Source organism: Streptomyces sp. Ru71 (assembly GCF_002920535.1).
Classification (GTDB): Bacteria; Actinomycetota; Actinomycetes; order Streptomycetales; family Streptomycetaceae; genus Streptomyces.
In genome coordinates, this window is the sequence record NZ_PQSS01000034.1 from 44123 (window position 1) to 66596 (window position 22474).

The 22474-nt window shown below is 71.6% G+C and carries 18 protein-coding genes; 9 read left to right on the forward strand and 9 right to left on the reverse strand.

Going from position 1 to position 22474, the window contains the following annotated elements; genetic code table 11:
* Positions 1 to 9: 9 nt before the first annotated feature.
* The 3 genes from C3489_RS20755 to C3489_RS20765 are packed head-to-tail and all read right to left on the reverse strand — an operon-like array spanning position 10 to position 2781.
* On the reverse strand, positions 10 to 921 hold the full coding sequence (locus C3489_RS20755; RefSeq protein WP_103783477.1) for an ABC transporter ATP-binding protein: 912 nt from the start codon (positions 919 to 921) through the stop codon (positions 10 to 12).
* A complete protein-coding gene (locus tag C3489_RS20760) occupies positions 918 to 1826 on the reverse strand; it encodes an ABC transporter permease subunit (protein ID WP_103783479.1) in 909 nt (302 codons plus the stop codon). The genes C3489_RS20755 and C3489_RS20760 overlap by 4 nt, the downstream gene beginning before the upstream one ends.
* Positions 1816 to 2781 carry an ABC transporter ATP-binding protein gene (locus C3489_RS20765; RefSeq protein WP_103783481.1) on the reverse strand — a complete coding sequence of 322 codons (966 nt, stop codon included), beginning with the start codon at positions 2779 to 2781 and terminating at the stop codon, positions 1816 to 1818. Before C3489_RS20765 ends, C3489_RS20760 begins: the two co-directional genes overlap by 11 nt.
* A gap of 239 nt (positions 2782 to 3020) precedes the next feature.
* Here C3489_RS20765 and C3489_RS20770 point away from each other — a divergent pair, with 239 nt between their 5' ends.
* From C3489_RS20770 to C3489_RS20790, 5 genes are all read left to right on the forward strand, one after another.
* Positions 3021 to 3863 carry a M24 family metallopeptidase gene (locus C3489_RS20770; RefSeq protein ID WP_103783483.1) on the forward strand — a complete coding sequence of 281 codons (843 nt, stop codon included), beginning with the start codon at positions 3021 to 3023 and terminating at the stop codon, positions 3861 to 3863.
* On the forward strand, positions 3860 to 5617 hold the full coding sequence (locus C3489_RS20775; protein WP_103783485.1) for an SDR family oxidoreductase: 1758 nt from the start codon (positions 3860 to 3862) through the stop codon (positions 5615 to 5617). Before C3489_RS20770 ends, C3489_RS20775 begins: the two co-directional genes overlap by 4 nt.
* 163 nt (positions 5618 to 5780) lie before the next feature.
* Positions 5781 to 6344, forward strand: coding sequence for an RNA 2'-phosphotransferase (locus C3489_RS20780; RefSeq protein WP_103783486.1), 564 nt, complete (start codon positions 5781 to 5783; stop codon positions 6342 to 6344).
* Between the two features lie 67 nt (positions 6345 to 6411).
* Complete coding sequence (locus tag C3489_RS20785; protein WP_103783487.1) at positions 6412 to 7323, forward strand: LLM class flavin-dependent oxidoreductase; 912 nt, start codon at positions 6412 to 6414, stop codon at positions 7321 to 7323.
* Positions 7324 to 7388: 65 nt separating this feature from the next.
* Positions 7389 to 8276, forward strand: a complete 888-nt coding sequence (locus C3489_RS20790; protein WP_181139765.1) for an HAD hydrolase family protein — start codon at positions 7389 to 7391, stop codon at positions 8274 to 8276.
* Between the two features lie 102 nt (positions 8277 to 8378).
* On the opposite strand, the gene C3489_RS20795 is transcribed toward C3489_RS20790, so the two are convergent.
* The 4 genes from C3489_RS20795 to C3489_RS20810 all read right to left on the reverse strand — a co-directional run bounded on the left by C3489_RS20795 (position 8379) and on the right by C3489_RS20810 (position 15807).
* Positions 8379 to 9437 carry a M23 family metallopeptidase gene (locus tag C3489_RS20795; protein ID WP_103783535.1) on the reverse strand — a complete coding sequence of 353 codons (1059 nt, stop codon included), beginning with the start codon at positions 9435 to 9437 and terminating at the stop codon, positions 8379 to 8381.
* Positions 9438 to 9664: 227 nt separating this feature from the next.
* Positions 9665 to 13243 (reverse strand): thiol reductant ABC exporter subunit CydD, encoded by a 3579-nt coding sequence (gene cydD, locus C3489_RS20800; protein WP_103783491.1) that lies wholly within the window; start codon positions 13241 to 13243, stop codon positions 9665 to 9667.
* Positions 13244 to 13273: 30 nt separating this feature from the next.
* Positions 13274 to 14278 (reverse strand): cytochrome d ubiquinol oxidase subunit II, encoded by a 1005-nt coding sequence (gene cydB / locus C3489_RS20805; protein ID WP_103783493.1) that lies wholly within the window; start codon positions 14276 to 14278, stop codon positions 13274 to 13276.
* 20 nt (positions 14279 to 14298) lie between these two features.
* Positions 14299 to 15807, reverse strand: a complete 1509-nt coding sequence (locus C3489_RS20810) for a cytochrome ubiquinol oxidase subunit I (RefSeq protein ID WP_103783495.1) — start codon at positions 15805 to 15807, stop codon at positions 14299 to 14301.
* A 211-nt stretch (positions 15808 to 16018) separates the two neighbouring features.
* Between C3489_RS20810 and C3489_RS20815 the strand changes: the two genes are divergently transcribed.
* Positions 16019 to 16414 (forward strand): cyclophilin-like fold protein, encoded by a 396-nt coding sequence (locus C3489_RS20815; RefSeq protein ID WP_103783497.1) that lies wholly within the window; start codon positions 16019 to 16021, stop codon positions 16412 to 16414.
* A 99-nt stretch (positions 16415 to 16513) separates the two neighbouring features.
* Here the strand turns inward: C3489_RS20815 and hisC are convergent, their stop codons facing one another.
* Positions 16514 to 17593 (reverse strand): histidinol-phosphate transaminase, encoded by a 1080-nt coding sequence (gene hisC, locus C3489_RS20820; RefSeq protein WP_103783499.1) that lies wholly within the window; start codon positions 17591 to 17593, stop codon positions 16514 to 16516.
* Positions 17594 to 18027: 434 nt separating this feature from the next.
* Between hisC and C3489_RS20825 the strand changes: the two genes are divergently transcribed.
* The 3 genes from C3489_RS20825 to C3489_RS20835 all read left to right on the forward strand — a co-directional run bounded on the left by C3489_RS20825 (position 18028) and on the right by C3489_RS20835 (position 21773).
* Positions 18028 to 19143 carry a LacI family DNA-binding transcriptional regulator gene (locus C3489_RS20825; protein WP_103783500.1) on the forward strand — a complete coding sequence of 372 codons (1116 nt, stop codon included), beginning with the start codon at positions 18028 to 18030 and terminating at the stop codon, positions 19141 to 19143.
* A 439-nt stretch (positions 19144 to 19582) separates the two neighbouring features.
* The gene (locus C3489_RS20830) at positions 19583 to 20686 is read left to right on the forward strand and encodes a metallophosphoesterase (protein ID WP_258054871.1); all 1104 of its coding nucleotides are present in this window, start codon (positions 19583 to 19585) and stop codon (positions 20684 to 20686) included.
* A 217-nt stretch (positions 20687 to 20903) separates the two neighbouring features.
* On the forward strand, positions 20904 to 21773 hold the full coding sequence (locus tag C3489_RS20835) for a hypothetical protein (RefSeq protein WP_103783504.1): 870 nt from the start codon (positions 20904 to 20906) through the stop codon (positions 21771 to 21773).
* A gap of 129 nt (positions 21774 to 21902) precedes the next feature.
* Here C3489_RS20835 and C3489_RS20840 read toward each other — a convergent pair whose 3' ends face one another.
* Complete coding sequence (locus C3489_RS20840; RefSeq protein WP_103783505.1) at positions 21903 to 22451, reverse strand: TetR/AcrR family transcriptional regulator; 549 nt, start codon at positions 22449 to 22451, stop codon at positions 21903 to 21905.
* Positions 22452 to 22474 lie beyond the last annotated feature (23 nt).

The window sequence follows — 22474 nt, forward strand, 5'->3', positions numbered from 1 at the left end:
TTCGGCCTCCTACGCCGCGACCAGATACGAGAACACGGACTCAAGGGACTCGTCGGACGGCGAGACCGTCAGCAGCCGGATGCCGTTCGCCTGGGCGACGCGGGGCAGCAGGGCCGTGAAGCGGGCGAAGTCGACGGCCTGGACGCGCAGCGCGCCCTCGGCGTGGTCGACCTCGATGCCGGAGGTGGACGGGTCGGAGATCAGCGCGGCCGCGAGGGCGCGGTCGTCGCTGGAGCGCACCAGGTAGCGGTGCGGCCGGTCGGTCATCAGACGCCGGATCCGGCGGAAGTCACCGCTGGCCGCGTGGCGTCCGGCGACGATCACCTCGATGTGCCGGGCGAGCTGCTCCACCTCTTCGAGGATGTGGGAGGAGAACAGCACGGTGCGGCCCTCGTCGCCCATGCGCCGCAGCAGCTGCATCAGCTGCATGCGCTGGCGCGGGTCCATGCCGTTGAACGGCTCGTCGAGCAGCAGCAGCGAGGGGTCGTGGACGAGCGCGCTGGCCATCTTCACGCGCTGCCGCATGCCCTTGGAGTACGTGGCGATCCTGCGGTCCTGGGCGTACTCCATCTCGACCGTGGCGAGGGCCCGCTGAGCCTCCTTGTCGCCGAGGCCGTGCAGTTCGGCGTTGGCGACGACGAACTCGCGGCCGGTGAGGAAGTCGTACATCGCCTCACGCTCGGGGACGATGCCGATGTGCCGGTAGATCTGCTCGTTGCGCCACACCGGCTGCCCGTCGAGGGTGACGGTGCCGGTGGAGGGGGCGAGGAAGCCGCCCATCATGTTGATCAGGGTGGACTTGCCGGCACCGTTGGGGCCGAGCAGGCCGGTCACGCCGGGCCCGATGGTCATGGTGATGTCGTTGACGGCGACCACGTTGCCGAACCAGCGGGAGACGTGATCGATGCTCAGTGTGGTCACAGTCCCACCTTCTTGTAGCGGCGCATGAGCAGGCCGTGGCTCGCGGCGATCAGGCCGAGGGTGACGAGGACGTAGACGGCTCCCTGGGCGCGGCTCGGGCCGTCGCCGCCGGGGAAGGCGGACGTCGCGCCGAGGAACGCGGACTGCACGCCGTCGATCAGCGTGGTCGGCGAGAACAGCCCCAGCCAGGCGATGGCCCCGGTGCTGTCCTGGGCGTAGGCGATGCCCTGGACGACGGAGACGGCGCCGTAGGAGATGGTCAGGACGGCGATGACGGCCGCGATGCCGAAGCCGCGGCGGGGCGTGACGGAGGCGATGACCAGGCCGATCCCGGCGAAGAGCAGCGACAGCAGTGCCACGGAGACGAGTCCTTGTGCGAAACCCTTGGTCTGGTCGGCGAAGTCCAGCTTGGCCAGCAGCGCGCCGACGTAGAGCACGAGCAGCGGGGTGGCCGTCAGCAGGAACAGCGCCGAGGCGAGCGCCGCGAACTTGGCGCGGACGTAGTCGGCCGTTTCGATGGGCCGTGAGAAGTACAGCGGTACGGTCTTGAAGCGCAGGTCGCGGGAGACCGACTGGGGTGCCTGCGAGGCGACGTACAGGCTGATGACGGCCTGCATGATGATCGCGTAGCGGGTGTAGTCGACGGGCAGGTCCTTGGCCTTGGTGGCGACGGCGACCGCGACCATGATGGCGGCCGGCACGCACATCACCACGAACAGCAGCATCGGCAACACCTTGGACTTGGCCGACCGGCCGAGGCCGTAGGCGCCGCGCAGGGACTGCGCGTACAGCGAGCGGCGGGCGTAGGCGCGGCCGAGGCGGGGGCCGTCGTAACCGCGGTAGCCGATGTCGTGGATGCGGCTCTGGTCGCCCGCTTTGGTGACCAGGGGGTGCTCAACCGCCATGGACGGTCGCCTCCTTCCGCTGCTCGTCGCTGCTGGTGAACACTTCCGAGATGTGGTGCCGGCGCTGTTCCATCCGCACCAGGCCGAGGCCGAGGTCGGCGACGACGTCCCGGATCAGGTCGTAGGTCTCCTCGCCCTGCGCGGTGAGCAGCAGGGTGTGGCCGGCGCCGGGCAGTCCGCCGCCGTCGTCGTGGGTGGTCACCCCGCGCGCGTTGAGTGCCTCGCGCACGGCGCGGGTGCCGTCGGGGTGCTCGTCGGTGTCGGTGACCTCGATGGCGAGGGTGGTGGTGGTCTGCGTGAAGTCGGTGGTGGAGCTGGAGCGCAGCAGTTTGCCGCCGTCGATGACGACGACGTGGTCGCAGGTGCGTTCCAGCTCGCCCAGCAGGTGGGAGGTGACCAGGACCGAGATGCCGAAGTCGGTGTGCACGCGGCGGATCAGGCCGAGCATCTCGTCGCGGCCGACCGGGTCGAGGCCGTTGGTCGGCTCGTCGAGGAAGACCAGCTGCGGGTCGTGCACCAGCGCTTGGGCGAGCTTGACGCGCTGCTTCATGCCGGTGGAGTAGCCGCCGATGGGGCGGTAGCGCTCCTCGTAGAGGCCGACGTGGCGCAGGGTGTCCGCGGTGCGTTCGCGGGCGGCGGTGGGCGGCAGGCCGGACATGCGGGCCATGTGCACGACGAACTCGGTGGCCGAGACGTCGGGCGGCAGGCAGTCGTGCTCCGGCATGTAGCCCACGCGCTCGCGGATGGCGGCGCCCTGGGTGGCGACGTCGAGGCCGAGCACCGCGGCGCTCCCCTCCGTGGCCGGGGACAGACCCAGCAGGATCTTGATCAGGGTGGACTTGCCGGCGCCGTTGGCTCCGACGAGTCCGGTCACACCGGGCCCGATGTCCACGGACAGCCGGTCGAGCGCGGTCACCCTCGGGAACCGCTTGCTCAGGCTTTCGGTCGCGATCACAGTCACAACGTCGAAGGTAGTGACCCAGAGCACGGACGTCGTCAGACCGCAGAGCCGTCCCGGTATCAGACTCCAGGTGTACGGGCCCGTAGGGGATCTGGTGCCTGAGAGCTACGGGCACCCCCTCTGCCCCTCCTTGATTCCGCACCTATTGACTCCGCGTCTAACAAGTGCCAGATTCGCTCAGGTCAAGTTACGGGCACGTAGCGCAGTCGACGATGACCCTGGGAGGCGTTGGCATGACGACGGCAGTGACCCGCGAGATCTCCGCCGAGCTGCGAGGTTTCCAGCGGGTGCAGCGCCTGGCCTACGAGTGCGCCGAGGCCGTCGCGGCCCGCCTGCAACCAGGAGTGAGCGAGCGCGAGGCGGCACGGATGCAGCGTGAGTGGCTGCACGAGCGGGGCGTGCGCGACTGGTTCCACATGCCGTTCGCCTGGTTCGGCGACCGCACGGCGTTCACGGACTTCAAGGTTCCGCTGCAGTTCTTCCCCACCAACCGGCGCCTGGAGCCCGGGATGCCGTTCATCCTGGACATGGCCCCGGTGTACGAGGGCTACACCGCGGACATCGGCTACTCGGGCTCGCTCGGCCTGAACCCGGTGCAGAACAAGCTGATGGCGGACCTGGAGGCGCACCGCGAGCTGATCCTGCGCGAGGTGCGCGAGCGGCGCTCGCTGCGCGAGATCTACGAGGACGTGGACCGGCTCATGGTCCGCCAGGGCTATGCCAACCGGCACCGCGCCTACCCGTTCGGCGTGATCGCGCACAAGGTGGACCGGGTGCGTGAACGCCGCTTCTCCCCACGCCTGTTCGGGTTCGGCACGCAGTCGCTGAAGGGGCTGCTCAGCGACGCCGTGCACGGTCACCGCGAGGGCTGGTCGCCGCTGTGGTCGCCGTACCGCTTCTCCGACCACCCGCCGCAGCCGGGGCTGTGGGCGGTCGAACCCCATCTGGGCTTCCGGGGCACGGGCGCGAAGTTCGAGGAGATCCTGGTCGTCACCGACTCCGCGGATCCCGAGGAGAGCGCCTTCTGGCTGGACGACGATCTGCCGCACGTGCGGCGCTGGGCGGAGGACAAGTGACCATCGAGGGTGCTCGCGAGCGCCGGGTGCGCACCGGCGGGGTGGAGCTGTGCGTGGCCGAGCTGGGTGATCCGGCCCAGCCGACGGTGATCCTGGTGCACGGCTATCCGGACAGCAAGGAGGTCTGGTCCGAGGTCGCCGTCCGGCTCGCCGACCGCTTCCACGTCGTGCTGTACGACGTCCGGGGCCACGGCGCCTCCACCGCGCCGAAGCCGCTGCGCGGCGGGTTCACGCTGGAGAAGCTGACGGACGACTTCCTGGCGGTCGCGGACGCGGTGAGCCCCGGCCGGCCGGTGCACCTGGTGGGGCACGACTGGGGCTCGGTGCAGTCCTGGGAGTTCGTGACGGTCAAGCGCACCGAGGGACGGATCGCCTCCTTCACCTCCATGTCGGGGCCGTCCCTGGACCACTTCGGCCACTGGATCAGCAAGCGGCTCAAGCAGCCCACGCCCCGGCGGGTCGGTCAACTCCTCGGCCAGGGCGCCAAGTCGTGGTACGTCTACCTGCTGCACACGCCGAAGCTGCCCGAACTGGCCTGGCGGGGACCGCTCGGCAAGGCCTGGCCCGGCATCCTGCGGCGCGTCGAGCGCACTCCGGACGGCGACTACCCCACGCCGTCGCTGCCCACCGACGCGGCACACGGTGCCTGGCTGTACCGCGACAACGTCCGCGCCCGGCTGCGCCGTCCGCGCCAGGACGCGTACGCGCACGCGCCCGTGCAACTCGTCACGCCCCTTCGGGACGCGTTCCTGTCGGAGCGGCTCTACGACGAACTGGAGCTGTGGGTTCCGCAGTTGACGCGTCGCACGCTCCCGGCCAGGCACTGGATACCGCGCACCCGTCCAGACCATCTCGCGGCCTGGATCTCGGAGTTCGTCACCTCGGTCGAGGGCGGCCGGCACCAGGTGCAGGCCTCCGGCCGGCACGCCGATCGCTTCGGCGGGCAGCTGATCCTGGTCACCGGGGCGGGCAGCGGTATCGGCCGGGCCACGGCGTTCGCGTTCGCGGAGGCCGGCGCGCGGGTGGTCGCCGTCGACCGGGACGGCGAGGCGGCCGCCCGGACGGCCGAGATGTCCCGGCTGATCGGCGCACCGGACGCCTGGGCGGAGGCAGTTGACGTCTCCGACGAGCAGGCCATGGAGAAGCTCGCCGAGAAGGTCGCCGTCGAGTACGGCGTGGTGGACGTCCTGGTGAACAACGCCGGAATCGGGCTGTCCGGCAGCTTCTTCGACACCACCCCGGACGACTGGCGCAAGGTGCTCGACGTCAACTTGTGGGGGGTCATTCACGGTTGCCGTCTCTTCGGCCGGCAGATGGCCGAGCGCGGCCAGGGCGGCCATATCGTCAACGTCGCGTCCGCCGCCGCGTACCAGCCGTCTCGCGCGCTGCCCGCCTACAGCACGTCCAAGGCGGCCGTGCTGATGCTCAGCGAGTGCCTGCGGGCCGAACTCGCGGGCCAGTCCATCGGGGTGAGCGCGATCTGCCCCGGCTTCGTCAACACCAACATCACCTCCACGGCGCGCTTCGCGGGTGTGGATGCGGAGGAGGAGCGTCGTCGGCAGAAGAAGACGGCGCGTCTGTACGGCGCGCGAAATTACCCGCCCGAGAAGGTGGCTGACGCCGTGTTGGATGCCGTGGTCCGCGACGCGGCCGTGCTGCCGGTGACGCCGGAGGCTCGCGTGTTCCACGCCATGTCCCGTTTCATGCCGGGCGCGTTGAGGGCGTTGGCGCGGGTGGAGCCGCCCGTCTCCTGACCATTGGCCGTTCCGTCAAAGTCAGTTGACCAATCGGCTTGTTTTCTGGTGCGGTTGTCCACAGAACCGTCAAGTGGCCTGTGGATAACCGCACTTGGTTGTGGATCAAACCTGTGCGCCAAAAAATGTGCGTGATCCACGTCTCTCGCGTCATCATGACGACATGAACGAAAACGACACGGACGACCGACGCGTCGTGAGGGTGTCGAAGTATCTCTCGAAGCATCTGCGGCACCAGCCCGAGCACATCGGACTGGTGCTGGATGCGGGCGGCTGGGTGGAGATCGACACGCTTCTGGCAGCGGCGGCCGGGCATGGCTTCCCGATCACCCGGGAGGAGCTGGAGCACGTCGTCGCCGTCAACGACAAGAAGCGCTTCGCGATCGAGGGCGGCCGCATCCGCGCCAGCCAGGGCCACAGCGTCGGCGTGGACCTGGGCCTGCCGCCGGTGACCCCTCCGCAGTACCTCTACCACGGCACTGTCGCGCGCCACCTGGAGTCGATCCGCGCCGAGGGCCTGCGGCCGATGAACCGGCATGACGTGCACCTCTCGGCCGACCGGGAGACGGCCACGCGCGTGGGCGCCCGCCGCGGCAGGCCCGTCGTGCTGGCGGTCGACGCCGGCGCCATGCACCGCGACGGACACGTCTTCCACGTCAGCGCCAACGGAGTGTGGCTGACCCAGGCCGTACCGCCGCGCTACCTGCGCTTTCCCCAGGGGCGCTGACAGCCGCCGGCGTCCGTGCGGTGATCGTTTCACGTGAAACACCGTGGAGCGCCTACCCTCGGGGGCTATGAGTCTGCGCCTGAGCACCGTGATCCTCCCCTACCGCCGCTGGAACGAGGGCGGCCGTTCGGCCTGGACCCGCGCGGAGCAGCTCGGCTTCCACACCGCGTACACCTACGACCACCTCTCCTGGCGCAGCTTCCGCGACGGGCCGTGGTTCGGAGCGATCCCGACCCTGACCGCCGCCGCCTCGGTCACCGAGCGGCTGCGGCTGGGCACCCTGGTGACCTCGCCGAACTTCCGGCACCCGGTGACCCTCGCCAAGGAGCTGATCTCCCTCGACGACATCTCCGGGGGCCGGATCACCCTGGGCATCGGCGCGGGCGGGAACGGCTTCGACGCCACCACCCTGCTGCCCAGCGGCCAGGAGCCCTGGACCCCCCGGGAGCGTGCCGACCGGTTCGCCGAGTTCGTTCCGCTGCTCGACCGGCTGCTGACCGAGGACTCGGTCTCCCAGGACGGCACGTTCTACTCGGCGCAGGAGGCGCGCAACATCCCCGGCTGTGTGCAGCGTCCCCGGCTGCCCTTCGCGGTGGCCGCGACCGGCCCGCGCGGCCTGAAGCTCGCGGCCCGCCACGGGCAGGCCTGGGTGACCACCGGCGACCCGAAGCTGTACGAGACCGGCACGCCCGAGCAGTCGGTGGAGGCCCTGCGCGGCCAGGTGGAGAAGCTCTCCGCGGCCTGCGCGGCCATCGGGCGGGACGTGGCCGGCATGGAGAAGGTCCTGCTCACCGGCTTCACCCCGGACCGCGGTCGCCCGTTGGAGTCGCTGGACGCCTTCGTGGACTTCGCCGGACGCCACCAGGAGCTGGGCTTCACGGAGATCGTCCTGCACTGGCCGATCCCCGACTCGGTCTTCGCGGCGGACGAGAAGGTCTTCGAGGACATCGCCATGGAGGGCCTCGCCCAGCTGGCGTGACCCCGGCAAGGGGAAACCCTCAGATGCCCTCAGATGTGCACAGTGCCGCACGGGCGTGCGGGCATATGCGGGACAATGGCTCGGTGACCTCAGCGACCCGACAGCCCGAGACCCCGGCCTCCGCTCTCCCGCCGCGGTTGATCGCCACCGATCTCGACGGCACCCTGCTGCGCGACGACAAGTCGGTGTCGCCGCGCACAGTGGCCGCCCTTGCCGCCGCCGAGGAGGCCGGCATCGAGGTCTTCTTCGTCACCGGCCGCCCGGCCCGCTGGATGGACGTCGTCAGCGACCACGTCCACGGCCACGGCCTGGCGATCTGCGGCAACGGCGCCGCCGTGGTCGATCTGCACGGCGGCCCCGGCGCCCACCGGTTCGTGAAGGTGCGCGAGCTGGCCCGGGACAACGCGCTGGACGCCGTACGGCTGCTGCGGGACGCGGCACCCGGCACCGTCTACGCCATCGAGCAGACCTACGGCTTCAACCAGGAGCCGGACTACCCCAAGCTGCACATGGAGATCCCCGACGTCCTGCTGTCCGCCGAGGAGCTGCTCGGACCGGACGGTCCGCTGCCCGACGAGCCGGTGCTGAAGATCCTCGCCTACCACCCCTCGATCGACCCGGACGCCTTCCTCACCCTCGCCCGGCTCGCGCTCGGCGACCGCGCCAACGTCACCCGGTCCAGCCCCAGCGCCCTGCTGGAGATCAGCGGACCCGGCGTCTCCAAGGCCAGCACGCTCGCCCTGTGCTGCGCCGAGCGGGGCATCTCGCACGAGGAGGTCGTGGCCTTCGGGGACATGCCGAACGACGTCGAGATGCTCACCTGGGCCGGCCGGTCGTACGCCATGGGCAACGCCCACCCCGACGTGGTCGCCGCGGCCTCGGGGCGGACGGTCGCCAACAACGACGACGGAGTGGCCGTCGTGATCGAGCAGTTGCTGTCCGAGCGGGGGTAGGGCCGGTCCGAGCGCGTCCAGGGCGATCCGAGTGCCTCTAGGGCCGGTCCGGCGGGCAGGGGGCCGCGGGCCGGGCGGCAGGGCGGCGAGGTGCGGGTGGCGTCAGCCCACCGGCACCCCGCGCTCCGCGAGCCACGGCAGCGGGTCCAGCGCCGAGCCCATGTCGGGCGTGATGCGCACCTCGAAATGCAGGTGCGGGCCGGTGGAGTTGCCCGAGGTGCCGGACTGGCCGATCCACTGACCCGGCACCACCCGCTGCCCCGGCTCGACCGCCACGGCGGCCAGATGGGCGTACTGCGTGTAGTAGCCGCCCGGATGCCCGACCACGATCTCGATGCCGAAGGCTCCCCCGCACGCCACCCGCACCACCCGGCCCGCGCCCACCGCACGCACCGGTGTGCCGATCGGCACCGCGAAGTCCTGCCCCGTGTGCCGGTGCGCCCAGTGCGAGCCGTCGCTGCCGAAGCCCGCGGACAGCCGGTACGTCTCCACCGGCGCGACCCACGCCCGCGTGCCGTCCGCCGGCGGCTGGTCGAGCCGGACGGCACCGCGGCAGCTGCCCGCCGCGACCGCCGCGTCGGCCTGCCCCTGCAGACGCCCCCGTGCGTCCTCCAGCTTCGCCTCGATGTCCTTCCTCAGCGCGGCGAGCGCGGTCGTGCGCTTCTCCAGCGCCCGCCAGTCCGCCGCCGCCTTCGCCTCGTCGGCCACCAGCCGGGCCTGGGCCCGCCGGCTCCGGTCGATCGCCCGGGAGACGGTCGCCTGGGTCCGGGCGAACGCGTGCTGCTCGCTGATCAGCCGCTCGGGGTGGTCGGCCAGCAGCAGCCGCGCCGTCATCGGCAGGCTGCCACCGGTGCGGTACTGGGCCCGCGCGATCCGCCCCAGATCCTCGTGCAGGACGCCCAGTCGCCGCCGCTGCCCGTCCAGCAGGGCCTCGGCGCGCACGGCCAGCGCGCGCCGCGCGTCGGCCTCCCGTCGGCCTTGTTCGTACCGCTGGGTCGCCACGGCGGCGTCCCGGTACAGCCGGGCGACCTCCGCGCTGACCGCGGCGTCGGGGCCGTCGACGGGCTGGCCGTGGCTCGGCAGGGGCGGCGCTGCCGCGAGCACCGCCCACGCGCAGAGCGGAACCGCGACGAGCAGCGGGCGGCGGAGAGATGAAGACATGCCGGCGATGGTCGCGCGGCGGCGGGTGCGCGGGCCGCTCGCGTCGTACGTCTGGGGGAGCGGATTGCTGCGGACGGGTTGCGCCGGGCGTGCGACGGCGCGTCGGGCCGGCACGCCCGACGCGGGTTCAGTGCGGCGCGTCGGATCGGCACGCCCGACTCCCGATCACTGCGGTGCTTCCGGTCGTCCTCCTCCCCGGGAGGTCGTCTCGTCCTCCCCGCAGGTCGTCACACGACCGCCACGAGCCGCTCCGCGTCCGCCTCCCGCTCGGCCATGCGCTTCAGCGGCCCCTCCTCGGTGGCCAGCCGCGCGTAGGGGCCGCGCTGCACCACGCGCCCACCGTCCAGCACGATCACCTCGTCGACGGCTTCCAGGCCGGCGAGGCGGTGCGTGACCAGCAGCGTCGTACGGCCCTCGGTCGCGGCCAGCAGGTCGGCGGTGAGGGCGTCCGCGGTCGGCAGGTCCAGGTGCTCGGCGGGCTCGTCCAGCACGAGGACGGGGAAGTCGGCGAGCAGGGCGCGGGCCAGCGCCAGCCGCTGCCGCTGCCCGCCCGACAGCCGGGCACCGTGCTCCCCGATCAGCGTGTCCAGACCGTCCGGCAGGCTGTCGGCCCAGGTCAGCAGGCGGGCCCGGGCCAGCGCGTCACGCAGGTCGGCCTCGGTCGCGTCCTTCTTCGCCAGCAGCAGGTTCTCACGCACCGAGCTGTCGAAGAGGTGCGCGTCCTGGGCGCACAGCCCCACGAAACGGCGGACGTCGTCTCCGTCGAGCGCGCGGGCGTCGGCACCGGCGAGCGTGTACGTGCCCGCCGCCGGGTCCAGGAAGCGCAGCAGCACCTGAGCGAGGGTCGTCTTGCCGGACCCGGACGGCCCGACCACGGCGATGCGATGGCCAGGCATCAGGGTGAGATCGACACCGGCGAGCGCGTCCCGGACCTGGCCGGAGTGGCGGGCGGTCAGACCGCGCACGACGACCGGGAAGGGCGTCGCGGGTGCCGCGAGCGGCCGCTCCGGTTCCTGTACCGGCGCGGGGGAGTCCAGTACGTCGTACACGCGCTCGGCGCTCTCGCGCACCCGCTGGCGGTACTGCACGGCGAGCGGCAGGGACGTGACGGCCTCGAACGCGGCCAGCGGGGTGAGGACGACGACGGCCATCGCGACGCCGCCGAGGCGTCCGGCGGCCACCGCCTGGGCGCCCACCAGGGCGGACGCGGCGACCGTCAGGCCGGCCAGCAGAGCGCCGAGCCCGTCGCCGAGCGCGGTGGCGGTGGCGGCGCGGGCGGCGATCCCGGTGAGCTCCCGGTCGGCCCGGGCGGCTTCGGCCGTGCGGGCGGGCAGGGCGCCGGCCACGGTGAGTTCCGCGGTGCCGGTGAGCAGGTCGGTGACCCGGGTGGCCAGGACACCGCGTGCGGGGGCGAGGCGCCGTTCGGCGCGGCGGGCGACGGCGCCGGTGAGCAGCGGCACGCCCGCGCCGGCCGCGAGCAGACCGGCGGCGAGCACCGCGCCCGCCTCGGGCAGCAGCCACGCGGTGAAGCCGACGGACGCGGCCGAGACGAGCACGGCGGCCCCGGCGGGCAGCAGCCAGCGCAGCCAGTAGTCCTGCAGCGCGTCGACGTCGCCGACGAGCCGGGCCAGCAGGTCGCCCCGGCGCCGGGCGCGCAGCCCGGCCGGCGCCAGCCGCTCCAGCCGCCGATAGACCGCGACCCGGGTGTCGGCGAGCATCCGCAGCACCGCGTCGTGCGACACGAGCCGCTCGGCGTACCGGAAGACCGCACGGCCGATGCCGAAGGCCCGGGTCGCCGTGACGGCGACCATCAGGTACAGCACGGGCGGCTGCTGCGAGGCCCGGGAGATCAGCCAGCCGGAGGTGGCCATCAGACCGACGGCGCTGCCCAGCGCCAGGCTGCCGAGCAGCAGCGCGAGCAGCAGCCGACCGCGCCGGGCACCGGACATCGCGCGGACACGGGCGAGCACGTTGCCGCGAGTCGCGGCACCGGGTTCGGCGTCGGCGTCGGCGTCGGGGCGGGCATCGGCATGGGGTCGGGCATCGGCTGCGGATCGGAAATCGGCCTCGGATCGGGCTTCGGCCTCGACTAGGTACGTCTCGGCAGCCGTGTGTGGGGTCCCGAGCGCGTCGGCGCCCCTCTCACCGCCGCTTACCGCCCGCGCGGCCGGCTCCACGGCGCTCTCCAGTCGCACCACCCGGTCCGCGACCTCCAGCAGGGCCGGGCGGTGCACGACCAGCAGTACCGTGCGGCCGACGGCGAGGCGGCGCACGGCCGCGACGACGTCCGCCTCGGTCCGGCCGTCCAGTGCGGCCGTCGGCTCGTCCAGCAGCAGCACCGGCCGGTCGGCGAGGAACGCCCGGGCCAGCGCCAGCCGCTGCCGCTGCCCGGCGGACAGCCCGGCCCCGTCCTCGCCGAGCAGCGTGCCCAGACCGTCGGGAAGCGCGTCGACGAAGTCCAGCGCGCCCGCGTCGGCCAGCGCCTGCCGTACGGCGCCGTCGGCGGCGTCCGGCCGGGCCAGCCGGACGTTGTCGGCGACCGTCCCGGCGAACAGCTGCGGCCGTTGCGGCACCCAGGCGATCCGCGACCGCCACTGCTCCAGGTCGGCGTCGGTGAGATCGACTCCCCCGATCCGCACCCGGCCGGCGGCCGGCCGTACGAAGCCGAGCAGCACGTGCAGCAGCGTCGACTTGCCCGCCCCGCTGGGACCGACCAGCGCCACGGTCTCGCCCGGCTCGACGGTGAAGGACACGTCGGTCACGGCGTCCGCCGAGCGCCCGGGGTAGCGGACGGTGACGTCCTCGAAGGCGAGCGCCCCGGCCGGCACGGCTGCCGTCCCCGACTCCGGCAGCGGGGTCTCCAGGACGGTGAAGATCTCCTCCGCCGCCGCGAGGCCCTCGGCTGCCGCGTGGTACTGCGCACCCACCTGCCGCAGCGGCAGGTACGCCTCCGGGGCGAGGACGAGGACGACCAGGCCGTCGTAGAGCGTCATCTCGCCGTGGACGAGCCGCATGCCGATCGTCACCGCGACCAGGGCGACGGAGAGCGTGGACAGCAGTTCCAGGGCGAAGGAGGACAGGAAGGCGATGCGCAGGGTGCGCAGGGTCGCCAGGCGGTACTCGCCGGTGATCCGCCGGATCGACTCGGCCTGCGCCTTGGCCCGCCCGAAGACCTTCAGGGTGGGCAGGCCGGCGACGACGTCGAGGAAGTGGCCGGACAGCCGGGACAGCAGCCGCCACTGGCGGTCCATGCGGGCCTGGGTGGCCCAGCCGATCAGCATCATGAAGACGGGGATGAGCGGCAGGGTGGCGACGATGATGGCCGCCGACACCCAGTCCTCCGTGGCGATCCGCGCCAGCACTGCCACGGGCACCGCCACGGCGAGTCCCAGCTGCGGCAGATAGCGCGAGAAGTAGTCGTCCAGCGCGTCGATGCCGCGCGTGGCGAGAGTGACCAACGATCCGGTCCGCTGGCCGCTCAGCCAGCCCGGCCCGAGTCGCGCGGCCCGCTCCAGCAGCCGGCCGCGCAGCTCCGACTTCACCGCCGCGCTCGCCCGGTGAGCGGCGAGCTCGGTGAGCCAGGCCACCAGGGCTCGGCCGCCGGAGACGGCCACCAGCAACAGCAGGGGAGTGCGCAGCGCGGACACCGGCATGCCGTGCTGGAACGCGCCGACGACCGTCTCGGCGATGAGCATCGCCTGGGCGATGACCAGCACCGCCCCCACGGCGCCCAGGCCGACCACCGCCACGAGGAAGCGGCGGGTGGCCCGGGCGTACCGGAACAGACGCGGATCGATTGGTTTCACGTGAAACACACCTCAGTGCGCGGGTCGGCCTCAGTGCGCGGGTTCGGCGATGTGCTGGGTGCCGATCCGCTTGCGGAAGACCCAGTAGGTCCAGCCCTGGTAGAGCATCACCACCGGCGTGGCGATCGCCGCGCACCAGGTCATGATCTTCAGGGTGTAGGGGCTCGACGAGGCGTTGGTGACCGTCAGGCTCCAGTCCGCGTTCAGCGTCGACGGCATGACGTTCGGGAACAGCGTCAGGAACAGCATGGCCACCGCGGCCACGATGGTGACGCCGGACAGCGCGAACGACCATCCCTCACGCCCGGCCTGGTTGGCCACCAGCGCCGCGACGAGGGCGGCCACCGCGACGATCAGGGCGACCAGGCTCTTGGCGTCACCGTTGTCGAGCTGCGTCCAGCCCAGGAAGACCAGCGCCAGGACGGCGGTGACGAGGCCGACCTTGAGGGCCAGCTTCCGCGCGCGCTCCCGGATGTCGCCGACGGTCTTCAGGGCCGTGAACACCGCACCGTGGAAGGTGAACAGGGTCAGGGTGACCAGGCCGCCGAGCAGGGCGTAGGGGTTGAGCAGGTCGCCGAGGCTTCCGACGTACTCCAGGTTCCGGTCGATCTTCACGCCGCGCGCGATGTTGCCGAAGGCCACGCCCCACAGGAACGCGGGGATCAGCGAGCACCAGAAGATCGCCGTCTCCCAGTTGCGCTGCCAGTGCTCCTCGGGTCGCTTGGCGCGGTATTCGAAGGCCACACCGCGCACGATCAGGCAGACCAGGATGACCAGCAGCGGCAGGTAGAAACCGGAGAACAGGGTGGCGTACCACTCGGGGAAGGCGGCGAAGGTCGCGCCGCCCGCCGACAGCAGCCACACCTCGTTGCCGTCCCAGACGGGGCCGATGGTGTTGATCAGCACCCGCCGCTCGGGCCGGTTGCGGGCGAGCAGCTTGGTGAGGACGCCGACTCCGAAGTCGAAGCCCTCCAGGAAGAAGTAGCCGGTCCACAGGACGGCGATCAGGACGAACCAGACGTCGTGCAGTTCCATGTCTGTGCAGCTCCCTCGGCCTAGTACGAGAAGGCCATCGGCTTGTCGGCGTCCCGGGAGTCGCCACCGATCTTCGTGGGCGGGTTGAGGTCGGATTCCGTCAGCTCGGGCGGACCGGCCTTGACGTACTTGACGAGCAGCTTCACCTCGACGACGGCGAGGATCGCGTACAGGGCGCCGAAGACGGACATCGAGGTGATGACCTCGCCCTGGGAAACGCCGGGGGAGACCGCGTCACGGGTCTGCAGCACGCCGTAGACGACCCACGGCTGGCGGCCCATCTCGGTGAAGATCCAGCCCCAGGAGTTGGCGATCAGCGGGAAGGCCAGGGTCCAGATCGCCACGCGCCAGAACCAGGTGGTGAGCTTCGGGCTGAGCGCCTTGTTCTTGAACAGGACCAGGTGCGGCACCTCGTCCTCGCCGACCCTCAGCGCTTGCGGCAGCATGAACTTCTTGCGCGTCAGCCACAGGCCCGCGAGGCCGATGGCGAAGGACGTCATGCCGAAGCCGATCATCCAGCGGAAGCCCCAGAAGGCGACGGGGATGTTGGGCCGGTAGTCGCCGGGCCCGTACTTCTGCTGCTCGGCCTTGTTGACGTCGTTGATGCCGGGGACGTACGAGGTGAAGTCGTCGTTGGCCAGGAAGGACAGCAGGCCGGGGATCTCGATGGCCACGGTGTTGTGGCCCTTCTCGACGTCGCCGTAGGCGAAGACGGAGAACGGGGCCGGCTTCTGGCCGTCCCACAGGGCCTCGGCGGCGGCCATCTTCATCGGCTGCTGCTTGTACATGACCTTGCCGAGGGTGTCGCCGCTGATCGCGGTGAGCAGACCGGCGATGACCACGGTGATCAGACCGAGCCGCAGCGAGGTCTTCATCTCACGGATGTGCTTCTTGCGCGCCAGGTGGAAGGCGGCGATGCCGACCATGAAGGCGCCACCGGTCAGGAAGGCCGCGGAGAGGGTGTGGAAGGCCTGGCTGACCGCGGTGTTCTGGGTGAGCACGGCCCAGAAGTCCGTCAGCTCGGCCCGGCCCTTCTCCTTGTTGATCCGGTACCCGACCGGGTGCTGCATCCACGAGTTCGCGGCGAGGATGAAGTACGCCGACAGGATCGTGCCGAGCGAGACCATCCAGATGCAGGCCAGGTGGATCTTCTTGGGCAGCTTGTCCCAGCCGAAGATCCACAGACCGATGAAGGTCGACTCGAAGAAGAAGGCGATGAGGGCCTCGAAGGCGAGGGGGGCGCCGAAGATGTCGCCGACGAAGCGGGAGTAGTCCGACCAGTTCATACCGAACTGGAACTCCTGCACGATGCCGGTGACGACACCCATCGCGATGTTGATCAGGAAGAGCTTCCCCCAGAACTTGGTCGCCCTGAGGTACTTCTCCTTCTCCGTGCGCACCCAGGCGGTCTGCAACCCGGCCGTGAGCGCGGCGAGAGAGATCGTCAGCGGGACGAACAGGAAGTGGTAGACGGTGGTGATGCCGAACTGCCAGCGCGCCAGTGTCTCCGGCGCCAAAGCCAGGTCCACGTCGTCAGTCTCCTTACTTCGCCGTGCTACGGCTGCGGTTTGCCCCTGTTTGTCACACGCAACGCGGGAGCAACCCGGACACGCTTGTGAATGCATTCACATTCACAAGCCATTATGACGCACCGATTTTCGACTTTCGAAGGGGGGTCCCCCCTTGACCGCCGCGGCAGACTCTTGGCAGCGAGTTCAACATTGTGTTGAATTGCGCGCCATGCAGACGCACAGCACCACGACTCGGATTCGGATCTCCTGGCCTGCGGGACACCTCACCGCGACCCTCGACGACACCGCGACCACCCAGGCCCTCGCCAAGGCCCTGCCCCTCACCTCCGTCGCCCGCACCTGGGGCGAGGAGGTCTACTTCGACACCGGGGTCTCGGTTTCACGTGAAACCACGGCCCAGCAGGTCGTCGAACCCGGCACCGTGGCCTTCTGGACGGACGGCGACGCCCTCGCCCTCCCCTACGGGCCGACGCCGATCTCCCGGGGTGACGAATGCCGCCTGGCCAGCCCGTGCAATGTGATGGGACGCCTGGACGGGGACGCCCGCGCACTCGCCACGGTGCGCGACGGCGACCCCGTCCGCGTGGAACTGATCGAGGACTGACCCAGCCCACCGGCCGACCCGGCCCTCGACAGCGAAACAGCTCACCCAAGCCGCGGCCGCACCCGCGGCGCCACCTCTGTGACCTGCTGAAACGGAGCTCTACAGCTCCTTGCGGAAGTTCTCCGCCACCTTCACGAAGATGTCGTTGGCCTCGGCCTCCCCGACCGTGACCCGCACACCCTCACCCGGGAACGGACGGATGACCACGCCGGCCTGCTCGCACGCTTCCGCGAAAGCGACCGTGCGCTCGCCCAGCCGCAGCCACACGAAGTTGGCCTGCGTCTCGGGCACCGTCCAGCCCTGCGCGCGCAGCGCGTCGACCACCCGCGTGCGCTCGCACACCAGCGAGCCGACCCGGCCCAGCAGCTCGTCCTCCGCCTGCAGCGAGGCGACCGCCGCGTCCTGCGCCAGCTGGCTCACACCGAAGGGCACCGCCGTCTTGCGCAGCGCCGCCGCGACCGGCTCATGCGCGATGGCGAAGCCGACCCGCAGCCCGGCGAGGCCGTACGCCTTGGAGAAGGTGCGCAGCACGCACACGTTCGGCCGCTCGCGGTAGAGCTCCACGCCGTCGGGCACCTCGGGGTCGCGGATGAACTCCCGGTAGGCCTCGTCCAGCACGACCAGCACATCGCTGGGCACCCGGTCCAGGAAGCGCTCCAGCTCGGCCCGCCGTACGACCGTGCCGGTCGGGTTGTTCGGGTTGCACACGAAGATCAGCCGCGTCCGGTCGGTGATCGCGTCCGCCATCGCGTCCAGGTCGTGCACATCACCCTCGGTCAGCGGGACCTGCACCGAGCGCGCCCCGCTGATCTGCGTGATGATCGGGTACGCCTCGAAGGAGCGCCAGGCGTAGATCACCTCGTCGCCGGGGCCGGAGGTCGCCTGGATCAGCTGCTGCGCGACCCCGACCGAGCCGGTGCCGGTGGCCACGTGGGACAGCGGCACCCCGAAGCGCTCGGACAGCTCGTTCATCAGCCCGGTGCAGGCCATGTCCGGGTAGCGGTTGAAGTTGCAGGCGGCCGCGGTGACGCGCTCCATCACGCCGGGCAGCGGCGGATAGGGGTTCTCGTTGGAGGACAGCTTGTAGGCCACCGGGCCGCCGGCCGCGGCGGGCTTGCCCGGCTTGTAGGTGGGGATACCCTCCAGCTCGGCGCGCAGCTTCGGGCTCGTCTCGCTCACCGCAGTCCTCCTCGCGACCACCGGCGGCCCCGTCACCGCCGCCGGCTTCCAATACTGCTCACCTTATGAGGATTGGGCCGCGCTGCGTAGGGCCTGTGCCACGGCACCTGCCCCCGACCCGGCTCGCTCGGCGGCGTCTCACCCGGGCCGCCCGTGGTGGCGCGTGAAGCAGGGGGGCGCTCCGTACATATATCTATGCGCCGGTGGCTCGCGCCGTGGCGCGCATCCCTCGTCAAGGTGAGTTGAGACCTCTTCGAGACATCGGGGGCGCGGCAGGCCTATCCACGTCAACGCATCACGTACTGACGGAAGAACGCCCAACTACCTTGCTTTCCAAGGCACTTGCCACCTGGCGACCATGCAGAAACGTGCCTGTCAATGCGCGCATATGCGTCCGCCCTACCCCGCGGCATGAGCCCTACTATCACCTCGCCATGACAGCAGCAGGGAAGCACCAGGTGAGCCGCGCGGAAACCTCACGCCGAGGCAGCCGGCCGGGCCGGGCGGGCATCAGGGACGTGGCCGCCGCCGCCGGAGTCTCCATCACGACCGTCTCCGACGCCCTGAACGGCAAGGGGCGGCTCCCGGACGCGACCCGGCGCCACGTCCGCGAGGTCGCCGACCGGCTGGGCTACCGCCCCTCGGCCGCCGCCCGCACCCTCCGTACCGGCAAGTCGGGCCTCATCGGTCTGACCGTGACGACGTACGGGGATGAACCTTTCACCTTCACCGAGTTCGCCTACTTCGCCGAGATGGCCCGGGCCGCCACCTCGGCCGCGCTCGCCCGCGGCTACGCACTGGTCATCCTGCCCGCGACCTCCCGCCACGACGTGTGGTCCAACGTCGCCCTGGACGGCACGGTCGTCATCGACCCCTCCGACCAGGACCCGGTCGTCACGGAACTGGTCCGCCAGGGTCTGCCGGTGGTCTCCGACGGCCGCCCGGCCGGCTCGCTGCCCGTCACCGCCTGGGTCGACAACGACCACGAGGCCGCCGTCCTGAACATCCTCGACCACCTCGCCGACGCCGGCGCGCGCCGCATCGGCCTGCTGGCGGGGACCTCGACCGACACCTACACCCACCTGTCGACCACCGCCTATCTGCGCTGGTGCGAGCGGGTCGGGCAGGACCCGGTCTACGAGGCCTACCCGGCGCACGACCCGTGCGCGGGCGCCGTCGCCGCCGACCGGCTGCTCGCCCGGCCCGACCGCCCCGACGCCGTCTACGGGCTGTTCGACCCCAACGGCACCGACCTGCTCGCCGCCGCCCGCCGCTACGGGCTGCGCGTACCGGAGGACCTGCTGCTGGTGTGCTGCAGCGAGTCCACCGTCTACGCCAGCACCGAGCCGCCCATCACGACCCTGTCGCTCAAGCCGCGCCGCATCGGCACGGCCGTGGTGCAGCTGCTCATCGACGCCATCGAGGGCGTGGAGTCCGACCAGCCGGTCGAGCAGGTGATACCGACGGAGCTGATCATCCGTACGTCCTCGCAGCGCCGCCCGCAGCGGACGACGGTCAGCCCGCCGCGGGCGCCCGAGGGGGACGGGTAGGGGAACACCCGGGCGCGCGCGGCAGAGCCGGGGTCCCGGGGGGAGGGACCGGGTGCGGTCCGAGTGGGTGGCCCGAGGGGGGTGGCCCGAGGGGGGCGGCCCGAGGGGCGAGCGGTCCGTCCGGCCGGTATGGAGCCCGTTGGGGACGCACTGGGTCGCCACCCGGTGCCCGGCGGGCGGCCCGGCGGGCAGGACCGGGCCCGGCGGGCCACTGCTGGGGGGCTCCGGGCCCCCTCCGGGCCGGGCGACGGCCTCGGGAACGAGCGGCCGGGTGGGGAAAGCCCTTCCCAAACGGGGGCGAAAGCCGCGGTGAACTGGAGTCTTGCTCCGATTCACCACCCCTGGGTCATCACACGGAACGATCCGCATTCCTATGATGGGCCCACGACACCGCGGGCCGCTGCGACCAGGCAGTCCGAAGCGGTGCAGATGCGGCGCGATGGTGGAGGGGTCGATGACTCAGGGGGCCGGTCAGGGACCCGAGGTGCAGCGGACGGCGACGTTGCGCGACTTCCGGGTGCCCGCTTACGTCCATGAGACCGGTCCGTTCGCCCACAGCACCCACCCCGGCGAGCCCGCCCTGCCGCCCGCCGAGGACCCGCTGGAGCCGCCCGAGGGCTACACGCCCACCCAGCGCGACCTGCCCGTCGTCAACCGCGGTGACACCGTTCAGGTGACCCTCGACCCGGCGCCCGCCCCGGCCCCCGCGCAGCCCGCGGCCGGCCCCGGCCCGCTCTACGTCGTCGGCGATGTGCACGGCTACCTCGACGAGCTGGTCGCCGCCCTGCAGGCACAGGGGCTGATCGACGCGGCGGGCCAGTGGTGCGCCGGCACCGCCCGGCTGTGGTTCCTCGGCGACTTCACCGACCGGGGGCCCGACGGCATCGGCGTGATCGACCTGGTCATGCGGCTGTCCGCCGAGGCCGCCGCGGCCGGCGGCTACTGCAAGGCCCTGATGGGCAACCACGAGCTGCTGCTGCTCGGCGCCAAACGGTTCGGCGACACCCCCGTCAACTCCGGGGCGGGCACCGCCACCTTCCAGGCGGCCTGGCTGCTCAACGGCGGCCAGAAGACCGACATGGACCGCCTCCAGGACCACCACCTGCAGTGGATGGCCCGCCTGGACGCCGTCGAGGAGGTCGACGGCTATCTGCTGGTGCACTCCGACACCACCGCCTACCTCGACTACGGCGACTCGATCGAGGCGGTCAACGACACCGTCCGCGAGACGCTCACCCGCAACGACGCGGACGAGTGCTGGGATCTGTTCCGCAAGTTCACCAAGCGCTTCTCCTTCCGTGACGAGGGCGGCGCCGACGCCGTGCGCTCCCTGCTCGATACGTACGGCGGCACCCGCATCGTTCACGGGCACAGCCCCATCCCGTATCTGCTGGGCGAGGTCGGATCCGAGGACGGCGAGGACAACTCCGGCCCGGTCGTCGAGGGCCCGCACGTCTACGCCGACGGGCTCGCCATCGCGATGGACGGCGGCGTGACGATGGCCGGAAAGCTGCTGGTCCAGCAACTGCCGCTGGGCGGCTGAGCGTTCGCGCACGCCGCCCCTCGGGCCGTACTCCCCCGCCCGGGGCCACCGTGCCCTGCCGGGCCCAACGCGCCGGGTACACCGGCAATTTGTGCAAACCCCCTGTCACCGCGAGCCGTCGCCGCTCTACCATCGGCTTATCCGTAGCAGGCTCCCCTCCGTTTCTGCCCGACGGCTCGTCGCCATGCGAGCCCCAAGCCCTACGGAGCATCGGGGGATGCACATGAACAGCGTTCCGCAGCACCTGCTGAGCGAGGACCGCCAGGAGTACGAGCGGATCCTCGATGAGGCGCTGCGCTCCGCACCACACCGTCCGGAACTGTCCGCCGTCGGACAACGGCTCAACCTCGAACAGCTGCGCACCATGGCGCTGGGCGCCACCGCACTCATCACCGCCTCGGCCGCGACCGAGTACCAGCACTACGTCAAGCTCCGCGAGGAGCTGCGCCGCCCGGTCCCGGCCGGCCCCGAGGCCGAGCGCACCTCCGCCGCGACCTCGGCCGAGCCCGGCAGCGCGCCGATGGGGCTCGCCGCCGGCGTGGGGGAGATGGCCGAGACCACCGGCGCGGGCGCCGTCGCCGTCGTCGCCGTCCTCGCACCCGTCCTGGCCGGCACCGCCGCCGCGATCTTCCTGCTCGTGGGCTACATCCTGAAGATGCTCGACCCCGAGCCGGCGTTCGCGCGGACCATGCTGACCGCCGGCTGGGTCTTCGGCGCCCTGACCGCTGCCGCGATCCTCGTCGCCACCGTCGGACTGCTGCTCACCGCGCTGCGCAACCGTCCGTCCCTGGACACCGGCTCCTACGGCGAACCGCCCGAGGAACTGGTACAGGCCCACGCCGCCTGGCGCGAGGCCCTCGTGGAACGCGGCATCGTGCCGTTTCTGCGCGAGGCCCTCGTCGATCGCGGTACGACCGCGGCGCACCCGGCCCCGTCGGTGCCGCTCGGCCGCATCCCGCGCCTGGGCTACGACCGGCCGGGATTCACCAGCCCCGACGACGGTCCCGCCGCCGGCCCCCGCCCGAGCTTCACGAGCCCGGACTTCACCAGCCCGGATTTCGGGGGCCCGGAACACCAGCCGGAATAGCCCGGCGGCCCGTCACGGGAACGGGGACGGCGTCATGAGCCGTGGCACCTGACGGACGCGACGGCTCACCGCGCCCTGCCCAGGTCACCGGCGCCGCAGGTCACCGCGCCCTGCCCCCGGTGCCGCAGGTCACCGCGCTCCGTCCAGCACAGCCGCGGCGACCGCGCGCGCCTCCGCGGCCGGTGCCGTCGTGCGCTCGCGCAGCGCGGTCACGATGGCTCCGTCCATCAGCAGGACGATCCGGCGGGCGAGTGCCTCCGCGTTCTGGTGGCCGCTCCGGGCGAGCAGCTCCGCGACGTACGCCGTGACGCGCTCCTTGTGCTCGGCGGCGACCCGGTACGCGGAACTACCGGTGTCCGCGGTCTCGGCCATCGTGTTGATGAAGGCGCAGCCGCGGAAGTCGGCCCTGGCGAAACGCTCGGCCAGTGCGTCGAAGACGGACAGCGGCTGTCCGCCGAGGGCCTCCACCCGCTCGGCCAGCCAGGCACGCCACGCCTGGTCCCGCCGTTGCAGGACGGCCACCACCAGGTCGTCCTTGGCGGCGAAGTGCCGGTAGAAGGAGGCACGCCCCACCCCGGACTCGGCCAGGATGCGCTCGACGCCCACGGCGCGGATGCCTTCTGCGTAGAAGAGCTGCTCGGCGGCGTCGAGGAGTCGATCACGTGCGTGGGTGGCCATGTCCCCGAGGATATCCCGCTGTT